General features: G+C 44.7%; 14 protein-coding genes. 8 read left to right on the top strand and 6 right to left on the bottom strand.

All coding sequences use genetic code 11. From position 1 onward, the window contains the following. Positions 1-22: 22 nt before the first annotated feature. The gene (locus tag ACXHJ1_RS20510; RefSeq protein ID WP_016818950.1) at positions 23-694 is read left to right on the top strand and encodes a phosphatase PAP2 family protein; all 672 of its coding nucleotides are present in this window, start codon (positions 23-25) and stop codon (positions 692-694) included. 38 nt (positions 695-732) lie between these two features. Here the strand turns inward: ACXHJ1_RS20510 and ACXHJ1_RS20505 are convergent, their stop codons facing one another. Beyond that, positions 733-1,383, bottom strand: coding sequence for an undecaprenyl-diphosphatase (locus ACXHJ1_RS20505; protein ID WP_016818951.1), 651 nt, complete (start codon positions 1,381-1,383; stop codon positions 733-735). Between the two features lie 147 nt (positions 1,384-1,530). On the opposite strand from ACXHJ1_RS20505, the gene ACXHJ1_RS20500 reads away from it, so the two are divergent. Beyond that, positions 1,531-2,244, top strand: a complete 714-nt coding sequence (locus ACXHJ1_RS20500; RefSeq protein ID WP_017428496.1) for a response regulator transcription factor — start codon at positions 1,531-1,533, stop codon at positions 2,242-2,244. Continuing rightward, positions 2,241-3,617, top strand: coding sequence for a sensor histidine kinase (locus ACXHJ1_RS20495; RefSeq protein ID WP_457905143.1), 1,377 nt, complete (start codon positions 2,241-2,243; stop codon positions 3,615-3,617). The genes ACXHJ1_RS20500 and ACXHJ1_RS20495 overlap by 4 nt, the downstream gene beginning before the upstream one ends. 82 nt (positions 3,618-3,699) lie before the next feature. On the opposite strand, the gene ACXHJ1_RS20490 is transcribed toward ACXHJ1_RS20495, so the two are convergent. Next, the gene (locus ACXHJ1_RS20490) at positions 3,700-4,173 is read right to left on the bottom strand and encodes a C40 family peptidase (protein ID WP_457905142.1); all 474 of its coding nucleotides are present in this window, start codon (positions 4,171-4,173) and stop codon (positions 3,700-3,702) included. Between the two features lie 353 nt (positions 4,174-4,526). On the opposite strand from ACXHJ1_RS20490, the gene ACXHJ1_RS20485 reads away from it, so the two are divergent. Both ACXHJ1_RS20485 and ACXHJ1_RS20480 read left to right on the top strand, forming a co-directional pair. Continuing rightward, positions 4,527-5,561 carry a glycosyltransferase gene (locus tag ACXHJ1_RS20485; protein WP_017428498.1) on the top strand — a complete coding sequence of 345 codons (1,035 nt, stop codon included), beginning with the start codon at positions 4,527-4,529 and terminating at the stop codon, positions 5,559-5,561. Between the two features lie 5 nt (positions 5,562-5,566). Beyond that, positions 5,567-6,292: a succinylglutamate desuccinylase/aspartoacylase family protein gene (locus ACXHJ1_RS20480; protein WP_457905141.1), complete on the top strand. Its 726-nt coding sequence runs from the start codon at positions 5,567-5,569 to the stop codon at positions 6,290-6,292. Between the two features lie 111 nt (positions 6,293-6,403). On the opposite strand, the gene ACXHJ1_RS20475 is transcribed toward ACXHJ1_RS20480, so the two are convergent. Together ACXHJ1_RS20475 and ACXHJ1_RS20470 are read right to left on the bottom strand one after the other, a co-directional pair. Next, positions 6,404-7,762, bottom strand: coding sequence for a sugar phosphate nucleotidyltransferase (locus tag ACXHJ1_RS20475; RefSeq protein ID WP_025364784.1), 1,359 nt, complete (start codon positions 7,760-7,762; stop codon positions 6,404-6,406). A gap of 69 nt (positions 7,763-7,831) precedes the next feature. Then, complete coding sequence (locus ACXHJ1_RS20470) at positions 7,832-8,668, bottom strand: DUF6492 family protein (protein WP_031463458.1); 837 nt, start codon at positions 8,666-8,668, stop codon at positions 7,832-7,834. Between the two features lie 209 nt (positions 8,669-8,877). Here ACXHJ1_RS20470 and ACXHJ1_RS20465 point away from each other — a divergent pair, with 209 nt between their 5' ends. The 3 genes from ACXHJ1_RS20465 (at position 8,878) to ACXHJ1_RS20455 (ending at position 11,984) form a co-directional block, all read left to right on the top strand. Continuing rightward, on the top strand, positions 8,878-9,741 hold the full coding sequence (locus tag ACXHJ1_RS20465) for a YheC/YheD family protein (RefSeq protein WP_457905140.1): 864 nt from the start codon (positions 8,878-8,880) through the stop codon (positions 9,739-9,741). A gap of 193 nt (positions 9,742-9,934) precedes the next feature. Then, entirely contained in the window at positions 9,935-10,960 is a 1,026-nt protein-coding gene (locus tag ACXHJ1_RS20460) for a cupin domain-containing protein (protein ID WP_457905139.1), read from the top strand. 244 nt (positions 10,961-11,204) lie between these two features. Beyond that, on the top strand, positions 11,205-11,984 hold the full coding sequence (locus tag ACXHJ1_RS20455) for an ABC transporter ATP-binding protein (RefSeq protein ID WP_457905138.1): 780 nt from the start codon (positions 11,205-11,207) through the stop codon (positions 11,982-11,984). 16 nt (positions 11,985-12,000) lie between these two features. On the opposite strand, the gene ACXHJ1_RS20450 is transcribed toward ACXHJ1_RS20455, so the two are convergent. Together ACXHJ1_RS20450 and trhO are read right to left on the bottom strand one after the other, a co-directional pair. Then, complete coding sequence (locus tag ACXHJ1_RS20450) at positions 12,001-12,927, bottom strand: AEC family transporter (protein WP_025364789.1); 927 nt, start codon at positions 12,925-12,927, stop codon at positions 12,001-12,003. A gap of 207 nt (positions 12,928-13,134) precedes the next feature. Further along, positions 13,135-14,028 carry an oxygen-dependent tRNA uridine(34) hydroxylase TrhO gene (gene trhO / locus ACXHJ1_RS20445; protein ID WP_017428505.1) on the bottom strand — a complete coding sequence of 298 codons (894 nt, stop codon included), beginning with the start codon at positions 14,026-14,028 and terminating at the stop codon, positions 13,135-13,137. Between the last annotated feature and the right edge of the window lie 153 nt (positions 14,029-14,181).

Here is a 14,181-nt window from a genome sequence, read left to right as displayed (position 1 = left end):
TTTCATGGAGGACCTCTAAAAAATGAAGCAAATATATACAAAGCTACCGATTTCCGTGGCTCTACTTACATGTATAGTATGTGCCCTTGGTTTTGGCTTAATCGCATTATGGGTTAGCGACCAGCAAGTACGGCATTTTGACCACAAGATCATTACGGCTATTGGACAACTGGAATCGCCTTTCATGACACGTCTTATGAAATGTTTCACTATTATCGGCAGCGGGCTTCCAGTGGTAATCATCATTTTAATTGCCATGTTCGTGCTCTATAGTGTATTGGGACACCGACGAGAATTGCTTTTTTTAGCGGTTGCTGTGCTGGGATCAGTGCTGTTGAATACGGTACTAAAAATGCTATTTCGGCGTGCGAGGCCTGAAATCAACCGTATTATCGAAGCGAATGGATATAGCTTTCCAAGCGGACATTCCATGACCGCTTTCAGTATGTATGCGGCGCTGACGTTTTTATTGTGGAAGCACGTTCCTTCCAGGATAGGTCGTATCCTTCTTGTTGTGCTCAGTAGCCTACTAATTGTAACGATCGGGACAAGCCGCATTTATTTGGGTGTTCATTATCCGAGTGACGTTGTGGGTGGCTATTTCATGAGTGGTTGCTGGATGGCGGCTTGCATTTGGTTCTACCAGCGGTATGAAGAACGAATGCTACCACTTCGTACCAAATCGACTGCATAATGAGTGCATAAATCATGAGGCTAAAAAAAGCAGACGCATTAACGTCTGCTTTTTATTTGCACAGAGGAAGTAGATTGGGTCATCTTTGTTCTCGTCTGTTCTACATGCTTTATTCCTAGCTTCTGCTCCCATTTTTCATAAAAAATAATAGCTGCTTGGATGAAGATGCCTGGAAGCTTCCGACTGCGAATGAATTTGTGAACACCAACTGCGCAACCTGCCCCAATGAGCACCCCTGCCAAAATATCTGAAGGATAATGCACACCGGTCCATACGCGGGATATCGCAATAAGCACAGCCAAGACAATCCAGAGGACACGATATTTTTGATGATGAAGCCATAGAATTGCTGCCAAAGCAAAAGCTCCAAGTGCATGGTTACTCGGAAATGAAGCATTGGGATCATGATGAATCAGCTGAATGACAGAGTGTCCGACAAAAGGCCGATCTCTGTAAAACAAATGTCCAAGACACCAGCTAATTGTAAAACCGATACAAACCGTTATAACGGCTTCTAAAACCATCATCCGATGCGGCATTTTAAAGGTGAACCAGTATAGCAGTAAAGCCACTCCAAATAAATACGGTGCATATTGCGCCAAGAAACGCATAGTTCCATTCAAAAAGGCGAGGTGATTAGCCAATTCATTGATCCAGTGAAACAAAGCAAAGTCTACATTAATTAACATGAATAAATTACTCCTTAACCTCAAAAAATTAAATTACAAAGTTATATTATAGAGCGACTATACGGATAAAAGCTTAAAATCAAATAAAAAATGAATGGTATGTGCATTGCTTATTAGTTTTCTCTATAAAAAATAGGTGGTTTTGCAATGGAAAAGTCGGTGCTGGTCATTGATGATGAAGCGAAGATATCCAGATTGCTTCAACTGGAGTTATCCCACGAAGGATATGCGGTTGAAATTGCACAGACGGGAAAAGAAGGATTGGAAAAAGCACTATCCCTTACATGGGATATTATCATACTGGATGTGATGCTGCCCGAGATGAACGGTGTCGAGGTGCTGAAGCAGATTCGAAAAGTGGACAATCATACCCCGGTAATTATGGTCACTGCACGTAACACGACTCCTGAAAAAGTTTCAGGTCTGGATGAAGGAGCTAATGATTACATTACAAAGCCCTTTGAAATTGAGGAATTATTAGCGCGGATGCGGGCCAGTATGAGGAATCAGTTGGAGCCGGCAGCTACTACTTCGCAAAAAGAGGAAAAGCAGCAGTCCAAACTTCAAGTCGATAGCCTGGTGTTGGAACCCAAGACGCGGTCCGTGGTGAGGGAAGGAAAACGTATCGAACTTACGCCCAAAGAATTTGATCTGCTTCTCTATCTGATGGAGCACAAAAATCAGGTATTGCATCGGGATCAAATGATTCAGGATGTGTGGGGGTTTGATTTTGTCGGTGATACGAATGTGGTAGATGTATATATCCGGTATGTTCGCAAAAAAATTGATCATGGATACAAAAAGAAACTGATTAAAACCGTTCGCGGTGTTGGGTACTGTATCCGGGAGGAAGACCATTGAAGCTGCGGACCAAAATTACCCTGCTTAGTTCTATTTTAGTGATGACGATTCTCCTGTTTGTGGACGTCACGGTTCATCTATTATTTGTCAAAATTGCTACTCGTAATGAAAGAGAAGTGCTACAAAATAAATGGACCGAAATCATTGCCGAAACAGGAGCCACGATGATTCTGAAAAATGCTTGGGGGTCCAAGCTGAAAGATGAACTTTCTGCGGATACCATTCTGAGGGTATTTGATCAGCAATCTCGTCTTTTGTATGAAGTAAGCCGTCAGTCCCGCTTTAAGCTGAACGATATACATTTTAACCTTTCTCAAAGCTCTCAACTAACGGATCTACAGGATCATAAAATCCTGATTATCCATCTTCCGGTGCTTTCACCAGAAGGTAATCAAAAGGGGACACTGGAGATCGTAGAAAAATGGGATGCGCTCGAAAACAATCTCGATATCTTAAATACAATTCTTATCACATCGACTGTTGGAGCTATGTTGCTCAGTCTGGTGGGCAGCACGATTTTGGCAAATGCGATATTGCTGCCCATTGCCAGTAGTATTCAAACGATGCAGGAGATCGAAAGAAGCTTGAAATTCAAAAAAATTCCTGCTGGCAGTCCTAATCAAGATGAATTATCCCAAATGACCGCTACCTTTAATCGAATGATGGAGAGATTGGAAGAAAGCTTTCAGAGCCAGCAGCAATTTGTTTCCGACGCCTCACATGAACTGAATACGACATTGATGATTATTGAGGGCTATGCCAACATGCTGCGGCGGTGGGGTACGCGTGACGAGGACATACGTAAGGAATCGATTGAATCGATCTATGAAGAAACTCAGCGAATGCGTACGATGACGCAGCAATTGCTGACATTGGCCTCCTCACAGCAGCAAGATTCCGAACCGTATGAGCGGGTAGAGCTGGTCGGTTGTTGTCAACAGGTGGTAGCACATCTCAGGCCTGTACATGACCGCCAAATTTTTATTTCTACAGAAGAGAAGGAAATTTGGCTGGATGCTAATCTTGCAAAAATCAAGCAGTTACTAGTCATCTTGCTGGATAATGCGTTAAAGTATAGCTCGGAAGAAATCGAAATATGGTTATCTACTGATGAAAAAGATGTCCACCTCCGCGTTAAGGATTACGGAATTGGCATTCCTGAGAGTGAGATCAAGCGTGTCTTTGAACGATTTTATCGGGTAGACAGCTCCAGACATCGTAAAACCGGAGGAACCGGGCTTGGGTTACCGATTGCCAAGGCAATAACAGATGCTCACCAGGGTACGATACGCATGGAAAGCGCAGAAGGCGAAGGGACGGATGTCATCGTTACGCTGCCTCAAAAACAACAGGAAAGGCTGTCCCTCCAGTAGACATCTCTACTCAAAGGAACAGCCTTTTTAATGTTATTTGTAAGTTATGCATTCGGTGGATGGGAGATCATCCAAAATGATCCTAAAGGACACGACGTGCTGTTGTGTAATGGGAGCTCCACCATCCCGAATTTAGATTGGTAACCGTTACGCCGCCTTTACCAAACGTATGCAGAATTTTCCCGTCTCCCATGTAAATGGCTACATGATGAATTGGCGCATAGAAAAAGACTAAATCACCTTTTTTAAGCTGACTACGCGGTACATAAGTGCCCACAGTTGACTGCTGTTTGGACGAACGTGGAAGCTTGATTCCATTTTGTGCAAAAACATACTGAGTGAACGAAGAGCAATCAAAAGAGCTTGTACTGCCAGCTGGAGCTCCATGTTCATAACGGACGCCCATATACTGGGAGCCTTTTGAGATAATCCGCTCAGCTTTACTTGTCGAAGCGGCATGAGTGGTGTCTGGTCCAACAACGAAGCTTCCAGCGCTCAGTGCCAAAGTCATCGTAAAGCAAATACCCATCCACAATTTTTTAGAAGTACGTTTCATATATAATTTCCTCCGTTATTCGTATTGTGTTGATGTCCTGAAATGACAATAACACAAATAAAATATCCGGAATTTACCACTCATGGTTACAATCCTGTTACCCCAACGTTTTGCACTGCTTTATTAGAAAACGATGAGAATTTTCTCCTTAACTTTAGCTTGACAAATTAAATAACTCCCCCTTATGACTAGGCTCGTATGACAAAAAGCGACTTGCAGACGATTGGCACAAGCAATCATGCAAAACATACATACCTATATACTACAATTTATAACCTGCACGGGAGTATACTCAGATTCCCGTTGACATCGTAAAGATCACACCGTATTTCCGGTCAGGAAGGGGAATTCGTATGGCTTCAAAGCAGAGCAAAGCATTCAAAAACCGACCTTTAACCATTGTGCAGGTCATATCCAACTATCCCGATGCACAGCCTGTTCCCTCCATCAAGGGCGGAACAGAAAAGGTCGTGCATGAATTAACAGAGGAATTAGTGAGACGAGGGCATCATGTATCTCTTTTTGCCGCCCGTGGGAGCAGGAGCAGCGCGCGGTTGATTACTTATCCCAAGGGTTTGAAACATAGTCAGATCCCCCAATATGTACTTCGGCATATGCCTTCCGGCACACATATCATTCATGACCATACCTTTCGTTCTGCTGTAGCGCGTAGGAAGCTGCCCTGCTCATCATTGTGTACCGTTCATCTTCCAGTGAGAAGACACGGTAAAAACCCGGTATATGTCAGTAAACGAGCACGTCAGCTGATGGGCGGGGGCAAAGGATTTTATATCTATAACGGCATCAACACGCATGAATACGAGTTCAGCAGTGAGAAGCGCAGCTACTTGCTGTTCATGGGCAGAATTATACCGGATAAAGGTGTATTGCAGGCCATTCAGGTTGCAGAGCGAACAGGAAAAAGACTGCTTATTGCGGGTCCCATCAAAGCCCCTGTATTTTTTCGCCGAGAGATTCAGACACGAATTCAGCGCAATCCGAATATACGCTATGTGGGACCAGTTGGGGGTGATCGGAAACAGAAGCTTCTGAAACATGCAGAGTGTCTGTTGTTTCCATCACTGTGGGAAGAACCGTTCGGACTTGTAATGGTAGAGGCTATGGCTTGTGGAACACCGGTGCTGGCACTAAAAAATGGCTCTGTTCCCGAGGTGCTATCAGGCTTTCCGCAGTTGATTTGCAAATCAGTTGGACAAATGGCACGAAAGGCACAGCAAAAGAATTACCCGTCACCCGCGCAGCTTCGATTGTATGTTAGCCAAAGATTTACCAACAAACAGATGACCAGCAACTACTTGAGACTATACCGTGAAATCATTCGTCGGCGAGAACAGAAGAGAGGACACCGAAAGCCTATACGGAGGTGAAGGGGATGCAGGTCAAACGATATATGCTTGGAAAGGGCTCTTCTTGGGCGACTCCTTATTATGTAGCCATAGAGGGACAACAAGGCCCGTGTGCGGTGGTGGTTGCAGGCATACATGGTAATGAAATAGCAAGTATACGTGCGGCTGAGAAACTGGTAAAGCTTTTGAATGAGCAAAAGCTGAGATTCAGCCATGGCAAGCTTATTATTGTGCCAATTGTGAATCAAAAGGCTTACCGCAAGCAGATTAGAGGAAAACCGGATCTGAATCGAACCTTTCCGCGCCGGAAAAAGCAGGCGGCAACACAACCGCTTTCCACTGCTCTATTCAAATTATTACAAAAGCATCACCCTGAATGGTATCTTGACTTGCATGAGGCGAATGGATTATCACAAAAGGATGCCAAGGTGCTTGGCCAAACGCTGATCTCCAATAAGGGCAACCCGATAATTCCCACGACGCGCCGGATTATTAAGCGAATGAATCGCTCGATCAAGGTGAAAGACCGCCATTTCAACATGCGGTTGCATGAGCTCCCAGGTTCCTCTCGTACCGCTGCAGCCCGTATTTTAGGGGCACGTGCGGTAACCGTAGAAACAGGGTGGAGCCTGCCCCAGAAAGAACGCATACACTATCAGATGAAGATCGTGCAGCACTTTTTAAGAGAGGCCGGGATGATTAAGGCCAACAAGGTTTATTTATCTGGCAAGGTTAGAACGGTTTCCTTATGAGATGTAATATTACAAAAAAAATCGCTTCATGAGCAAAGGATGTTACTCACCTTGCTCAAGAGCGATTTTTTTGATGTGTGATCTTCGTGCAGAAATCGATCTGTTTAGATGTTATAACTCCGTGTTGCAGGAATCGGATTTATAGAAGGCGCTCACCAAACTGTTACCTAGGCGAACCTCGATTAGTTCCAGTTTTGAATCCAGATCGGCGCGGATCGTGTGATACGTATCGACCGGAATGCTAAATACAGAGCCGCTTGCCGCAGCAAAGCGTTCTCCGTTCAGCATAACCTCTCCCCGACCGGATACGATCGTCCATACTTTAAGTCCGCTGCCGTGAATACGTCCATTCAAGCGATGATCCGGCAACACCGTCAGTCGTATAGCTAATATGTCATTTGGGCTTCGGTGCTCAAATTCGTCCAGCACCCGGTAACTGCCCCAAGAGGTTTCACCATGCATGGGGTGAAGTTGGAGTTTGCCTAGCTGTTCCTTGATCGCGTGGGCATGGCTTTTGGATGCAATGAGAATACCGTCAAGGCTTGCAGCAGCAATAATATCCTCCACACCAATGACATGAAGTGGATAGGGCAGCTCATTGACGATGTGTGTGCCGTGAGTTTGACCACTGATTTGTCCACGCCCGATCACTCGGCTTCCTAGCTGCTCTGTTAAGGTCTGCCAGTTGCCGATGTCGTGCCATTCGCCCTCGTAAGGCAGGACAACGGCCCGTTCAGAACGCTCCGCAATCTCCTCATCGAAACTGCGAACCGGGAGGCTATCATACATTGCGCACAGTTCTTTATCGTTCAGCGGCAATTGACTTTGCTCCATACAGGACAGCATATATCGTAACGTAAAAGCATAAATACCGCAGTTCCATAGTGCGCCTTGGTTAATAAGCTGCTGCGCCCCAGAGAGATCCGGCTTTTCAGTGAAGCGAGCAACTTGTGCATAAGCCGATTTCCCTTCCTGCCTCATTTGCAGACCCGGAACGACATAGCCATATTGGTCTGAGGCATGGGTAGGCCTTGTCCCAAGCATAGCTAGATCGGCTCCGCTCTCGAGCAATAGACCGGAGAGCGCTGCTATGCTGTGGAAGAAGTCGTCGCCTGCAAACATATCTGCTGGAGCAATACAGAGAACTTCATCCAGCCCCATGCCTCTTGTGTGAAAATAAGCAGCAGCGAGTGCAGCAGCTGTGAAGGTTCCCCGTTTAGCCGGCTCGCCAAGAACAGGCAGACGACCTTCTGTATGTCGAAAGGCTAGATTTACCTGACTCTGATGAGCCAGAAGCAGGGCAGAGGAATCTAGTCCGGCTAAGGTAAGCTGACGATACACCCGGCCGAGCATAGATTCCTGCTGCCCGTCAGGAGCGGGCAACAACCGGAGAAACAGCTTTGACCGAATATCATTGGATAATGGCCACAGCCGTTTTCCGGCACCACCGCATAACAATACGATGCGCACAGACGTTTCCTCCTTTAATGCAAATCCATTAGATTGCATCAACAATTGCGGGATTTTCTATTTTAGGAACTATTTCAATGAAGATTGAATCCTTGTTTTTGGAGCTAGCTGGTACACTTTGCGTTGATGAAAAGATAAGGAGCGGTAGCTTTGGGCATAGATATCCAATTGTTTTTGTGACAGCGAAGAAGCACGACTATGAAGCGCTTTATTTAATGACTTGCGCAAAATCATCCGAGAGGGCTGATTGCTGTATAGATAGTTGGCATACGTTTCATATTCGGAAAATCCAAACTGTTTTGTCCGGTCTATACTTTGAATAATGGCGTTGTACCAAGGTTTCCCATGCTTGGCCTCAATAACTTGCTTGAGCTGGGCGAGCCGTGTTTTTTCAAAAAGCATATAGTGAGTGACAAAGGACTTTGGTGAGGGAGCTTTAGCACCCATCAGCTTACGGTAAGTTCGAAAATACTCAGGTTGACTCCAGCTGCGATAGTAAAAAATTGTTTTTCCGTCTTTACGGAACGTGTGTGGACGAATCAAAATGGTGTCCGCATCTATGACGAGAAAAAAAGACGATTTACTGATTTTGTCGCCATTCATTTTGAGCAATTGCTGATACAGCCAGCCTGAGCGATCCCAGCGCGTTGTTCCGTAATGAATATGCTTTTTAGTGATGGGCAACACCGTTTTTTCGTCTATAAATGTACACTTTTTGTTTGCACATAGACGGCGAAGTTTGGTGCTTTGCGGTGAAACGATATAGATGGTTGCAATTCGGTGCTGCACGTGACGGCGCAGACTGTCAATTACTAGTGGTAGTGTAGCCAGATCTTTTTCAATTGCGGGGATTAGAACATCGATTGAGAGGGAACCCTTCTGTAGCCCATCGGATTGCGCAGACATGTTATTCACTCCCTATATGTGTAAATATACGCTACCGGTATCTCATATTATTGTATGCCTGGACAGGCGCTTTCGACCGGGCAAGGCCAACTGTCTAATTCTGTGTAGAAGAGGGCGAATGGAGCTTCGAATGGGGTTTTGGCGCATACGATAGATTGATCTTTTTTAACAGGAGCGTTCTACCCTGAGAGTAGAGAGGAGAGGGGCAAGTGAATTCTTCACAAGCGCAGGCGTTGCGTAGCAAATGGCATAAAACCCAATTGTTGCTCCAGCATGGCAGTATCAAGCCTTTTGTACCTGAAACCCGTAAATACAGCAAAATAACTGTGAAATCCATGTTGGAGAAGTATGGGATGGTCTATGTAAAGCCTGATCGAGGTACCTTTGGCAAAGGTGTGATGAAAATCGAACAGGAGGCAGGTCAGCGCTTCGCCTACCAATATGAGGAAAAACGTCTGGAATTCAAACAGTTAGATGCACTGATTACCAGCCTATCGAAACACATGGGTAAAAAAAGTTATCTCATTCAAAAGGGAATTCATTTACTGCGCCATCAAAATCGTTATTTTGATATCCGGGTCATGGTGCAGCGTAATGCAAAAGGGACATGGGAATCTACCGGAATTATTGGACGCTTGGGCCATCCCCGTAAAATCGTGACCAATTATCATAGTGGTGGTAAGCCGATGGCCTTGGAACAGCTACTGAAATCCCATTTATCGCAAAGTAAGCAGGCTGAGCTGGTTAAGAAGCTCAATGAACTGGGGATTACCATTGCCACACAACTACAAAAAACATATCCGAATTTCCGGCAAATTGGTGTGGACATTGGATTGGATCATCGCTTTATCCCGTGGATCATTGAGGTGAACACGAAGCCAGACCCATACATTTTTAACCAATTGTCAGATAAGTCTATGTACCGAAAAGTATTAAGCTATTGGCGACTGGCTAATGAAAAAAAGAAAGTTATAGTCCCAAGCAAGGATAAGAAGAATAACGACAAGAATAAAGATAAAAATGCAAATAAAGTTGATCATACAAATAAAGAAACTAAATCAAAAAAAGGATGAATTGTTTATGATTCATCCTTTTTCTCTTGCCTATTTACCCTAATCCTAACCGCGAGGGGGCGATTCGGACATAATTTGATGAAAAAAATGGACAAATTTGATCTCTTTAACATTAAAAGTATATAATAGACCTGCACAGCATCAATAAGTGAATAAAGACATATGGGAAGAATGATTTTAAGGAGGAATCGCGATGAAATCATTTAAGTATGCTTTGGAGAAAAAGGAACCCAGAATCGGGCCAGGGGGTATCACACGTGGGGCTTCAGTCCATGATTTCCCTGTATCAGAAGGAATAGCAGGGGTTTCGATGCGTCTGGAGCCGGGTGGAATGCGCGAGCTTCACTGGCATGCCAATGCAGCTGAATGGGCCTATGTGATTAGCGGTTCCTGTCGGACAACTGTTATCCATCCAGACGGTACTTCCTATGTCGATATTTTTAACCCCGGTGATGTATGGTATTTCCCGCGTGGTTATGGTCACTCCATTCAAGGTCTTGGTCCTGGAGAGTGTCATTTTATCCTGATTTTCGATAATGGTGATTTTTCGGAGGACCATACGTTCAGCATTACTGATTTTATCGCTCAGACTCCCGCAGATGTTGTCATGCAGAATCTCGGATTTGCAGCCGACGAGCTCGCTCTTTTGCCAAAGAAGGAAGCTTATTTTGCAAAAGGGCCTGTCCCATCTACCGCATCTCATGATGCATATCCGCGCATTTCTTCTGATCTGATTACTAAACACCGCTATCCTTTAATGGCCAAACAGCCCAGATTGGCACCGGGTGGAGGGACTCAGCGGACCGTTACAGTAGAAGATTTTCCTATTTCTTCGACGATGGCCGGATCTGTAATTGAACTGGAGCCGGGCGGATTGCGAGAAATGCACTGGCATCCCAATGCGGATGAATGGCAGTACTATTTGGACGGCAAAGCAGAAATGACTGTATTTCTGGCAGAAGGGAATGCAGTGACAGAGCAGTTTGAGGCCGGAGATGTAGGGTATGTACCTATGGGAGCCGGGCATTATATTAAAAATACCGGATCGGACGTATGCCGTATTTTGATTGGTTTTAACAGTGGTCATTACGAGGCCATTGATTTGAGTGAGTGGATGGCTGGCAACCCTGTTGATGTATTGGCAACGAATCTGAGCCTTCCTCAAGAAATAGCGCATAAACTACCTCATAAATCGGTCTTCATCGCTCCGAAATCTTAAATCTTAAATCTTAAAACAACTAAAATGCCCGCTTAGACTACCTTATTCCAAGTTAGCCTAAGCGGGCTATTGAACTTGATTCTATTTCTATTGTTTTGTAGAAAGCAATATAGTGAATTTAAAATTGAACAACCTGCAACCCTGTGCTATTCTTATACGAAAGTGAAGATTAACGTAGCAAACGTGATATATTATTACGCCTAAAAACATCTGATGATACGATGTATAGAAGGGATGTACAGCCATGAATTCTGTCATTGAGCTTAACAATGTAAGCTGGAAGAGAGATAACCGTACCATACTGGATCAAATCAATTGGCAGGTATCTGAGGGAGAGCATTGGGCTGTGCTCGGCTTGAATGGATCAGGCAAAACAACGATGCTCAATATGATTAATGGCTACATATGGCCAACCACAGGTAGTGTCGGTGTATTGGGTCATACTTTTGGGGATGTAGATCTGAGGGAATTGCGCAAATCTATTGGTTGGGTCAGTTCCTCTTTACAAGAAAGGATTAATGGAAGCCAGCGTACACAGGATGTCGTCATCAGTGGTAAATTTGCCTCCATTGGACTGTATGACCAGACGACGGATACAGATTATGAACAGGCCGTTCAGCTTATGAGCCGACTGGGCTGTGCTCATCTCGTCGATCGGTTGTATCAGGGATGCTCACAGGGAGAAAAGCAAAAAGTGCTTATTGCTCGCGCGTTAATGGCCTCGCCCAAGCTGTTGATTTTGGACGAGGCGTGCAACGGGTTGGATTTTTTCTCTAGAGAAGCATTATTGGATAGCGTTCGTCAACTGTCCGAGACGCCGGGTTCTCCCAATTTATTGTATGTTACACACCATATTGAAGAAATTTTACCGATGTACACACATACGATTCTGATTCGCCGGGGTACGGTGTTTGCCAAAGGTAAAACGACTGATATCCTGAGCAGTGAAACGCTTAGTACTTTTTTTGAAACACCTGTGCAAGTAGACTGGAGACAGGATCGTGCATGGCTCTCTATGGTGTAGAGAGCCTTTTGTCCGTCTAACCTGCTACCAGCATAATCAGAATGGGCAGAACCAGGAATGAGGCAAGCGTGCTCCACAAGATGCAGGTGGAGACCAGTTTTGGCGATGCATTAAATTTTTCGGCTAAAATGACTGCATTCACTGCCACTGGCATCGAGGCCAGAATGAAGAGAACGGAGAACAAAAGACCTGAAATTCCCAGTATCAGCATGGCAAGACAAGCCGCGAGCGGGGAAAGCAGAAGTCGGATTGTTAGTCCTGCGTAGCTGGCTTTTTTAATAGATGGCTCCAGCTTGAGTATTTTCACATAAGCCATTTGGGTACCCAGAATCGCCAGCACAACCGGAGAATAAGCAGCTGCAATCATTGAGACACTCGATTGAATGCCGGAGGGCAGATGCCAATCCAGTGCTCGAAGTCCCAGTGCGAGAAGAGCCGCATAAATTGCAGGGAGAGAAAATACCGACTTCACGGCACTTTGAACAGAAAATTCAGAGCGGGCTGCAAAATAAACGCCAATAGTATTGACCATAATCATTTGGATGACGACATATACAGAGGCTTTATCCAGACCAAGCTGCCCAAAGGCAAGTAAAATGAGTGGCAACCCATAATTTGCACTATTGGTCAGTGTGGAAATTAAGGTGAGCCCAGCCGTTTCCGGGGCGCTCAGCCTAAAGATTTTCCCTGCTAATTGTGCAATTCCCCACAATAGCAGCAGGTTGAGTAATGAAAAAGCGGCTGTCTGTGTCACATCATGCCAGGAAAGCTGCGCTTTGAGCAGTGTGTCCAGAATCATGGCAGGACTTAAAAAATATAAGTACAAAGTCGAGAGCGGTTTTGTTTCCAGCTTCATGAATTTGCCGAGTAAAAATCCGGCAATCACCGGAATGGACAGCGGAACGATAACGGATAAAAGAGTTGAAAGTACGATTTGAATCATGAATTCCACCCATCCTTTCTGTAATGACATTTTCCATTATAAGGCGCTACTTTTGGGCCCGTCCAAGATGGATAAACAATTAAGGTTATAGGTATATACTATGAAGCTTAGCGCACTTATTCTGAGAACAACAAAAGGGATGTCCACAGCCATGTTGAACGGCTAGTAGGAACATCCCTTTTATGTGAAACCGAGTATTCTAATGGTTTAAGCAGAAGCCATAGTTTTTGCTTTGGTTCGGCATTCGTCAGAGCAATAGTGTTGATGCTGTTCTTCGCAGTCTGGGCACACGATATGTTGGAGATTGCAGACCGGGCAGTTAATATAATGATCGTTTGGCGTTTCACAGTGGTAGCATTGACCGACAATAACGTCTTCATCCGTATGGTTGATCCGAACCGAAATCCGTTCGTCAAACACATAGCATTTACCGTCAAACAAACGCCCTTGTACTTCAGGGTCCTTGCTGTAAGTCACAATGCCGCCATCCAACTGGCCTACATCGTCAAAGCCTTCTTTAATCAGCAGACCGGACAGCTTTTCGCAACGAATACCTCCAGTACAGTATGTCAGGATTTTCTTGTCCTTGAACTGAGTCATATTATCGCGAATCCATTGTGGAAATTCACGGAACGATTCAACTTCGGGGCGAATGGCTCCGCGGAAATGACCGATGTCATATTCGTAGTCGTTACGACCGTCCAGAACCACGACATCTTCATCTTGAAGCTGTTCATAAAACTCCTTTGGTGACAGACGCTTGCCGCTAATTACATTAGGGTCCAGCTCGTCCTCATGACGTAGCGTAACCAGTTCCTGGCGATGACGTACAAATATTTTCTTGAACGCATGACCGTCAGACTCATCTATTTTAATAACGATATCGTGGAATTTCGGATTGGCGCGCAAATCACGGATATACTGCTCCGTTTGCTCTACTGTACCGGACAGTGTTCCGTTGATTCCTTCCTCAGCAATCAAGATTCTTCCCTTGACGCCCAGCTCTTTGCAGTAAGCCAGATGCTCTGCCGTAAAGGTGGCAGGATCTTCAATATTGACATATTTGTAAAACAACAAAATTCGATAAGCATGTTCACACATGTAAAATCACCCTCTGATTCAAGTCAAAGTTTTTTAACAAGCAAGTTTAAATGTACCACATTCTTTAAGTTAGTCAACATAAATGTATAAAAAGTGGAAATGGAAAAGATGACGAGCGACAAAAGTAAGGGGTTACATTATAATGGTATTGTG

This window comes from Paenibacillus sp. ALE2 (assembly GCF_054113385.1).
This window is presented reverse-complemented; position numbering and strand designations above follow the sequence as displayed.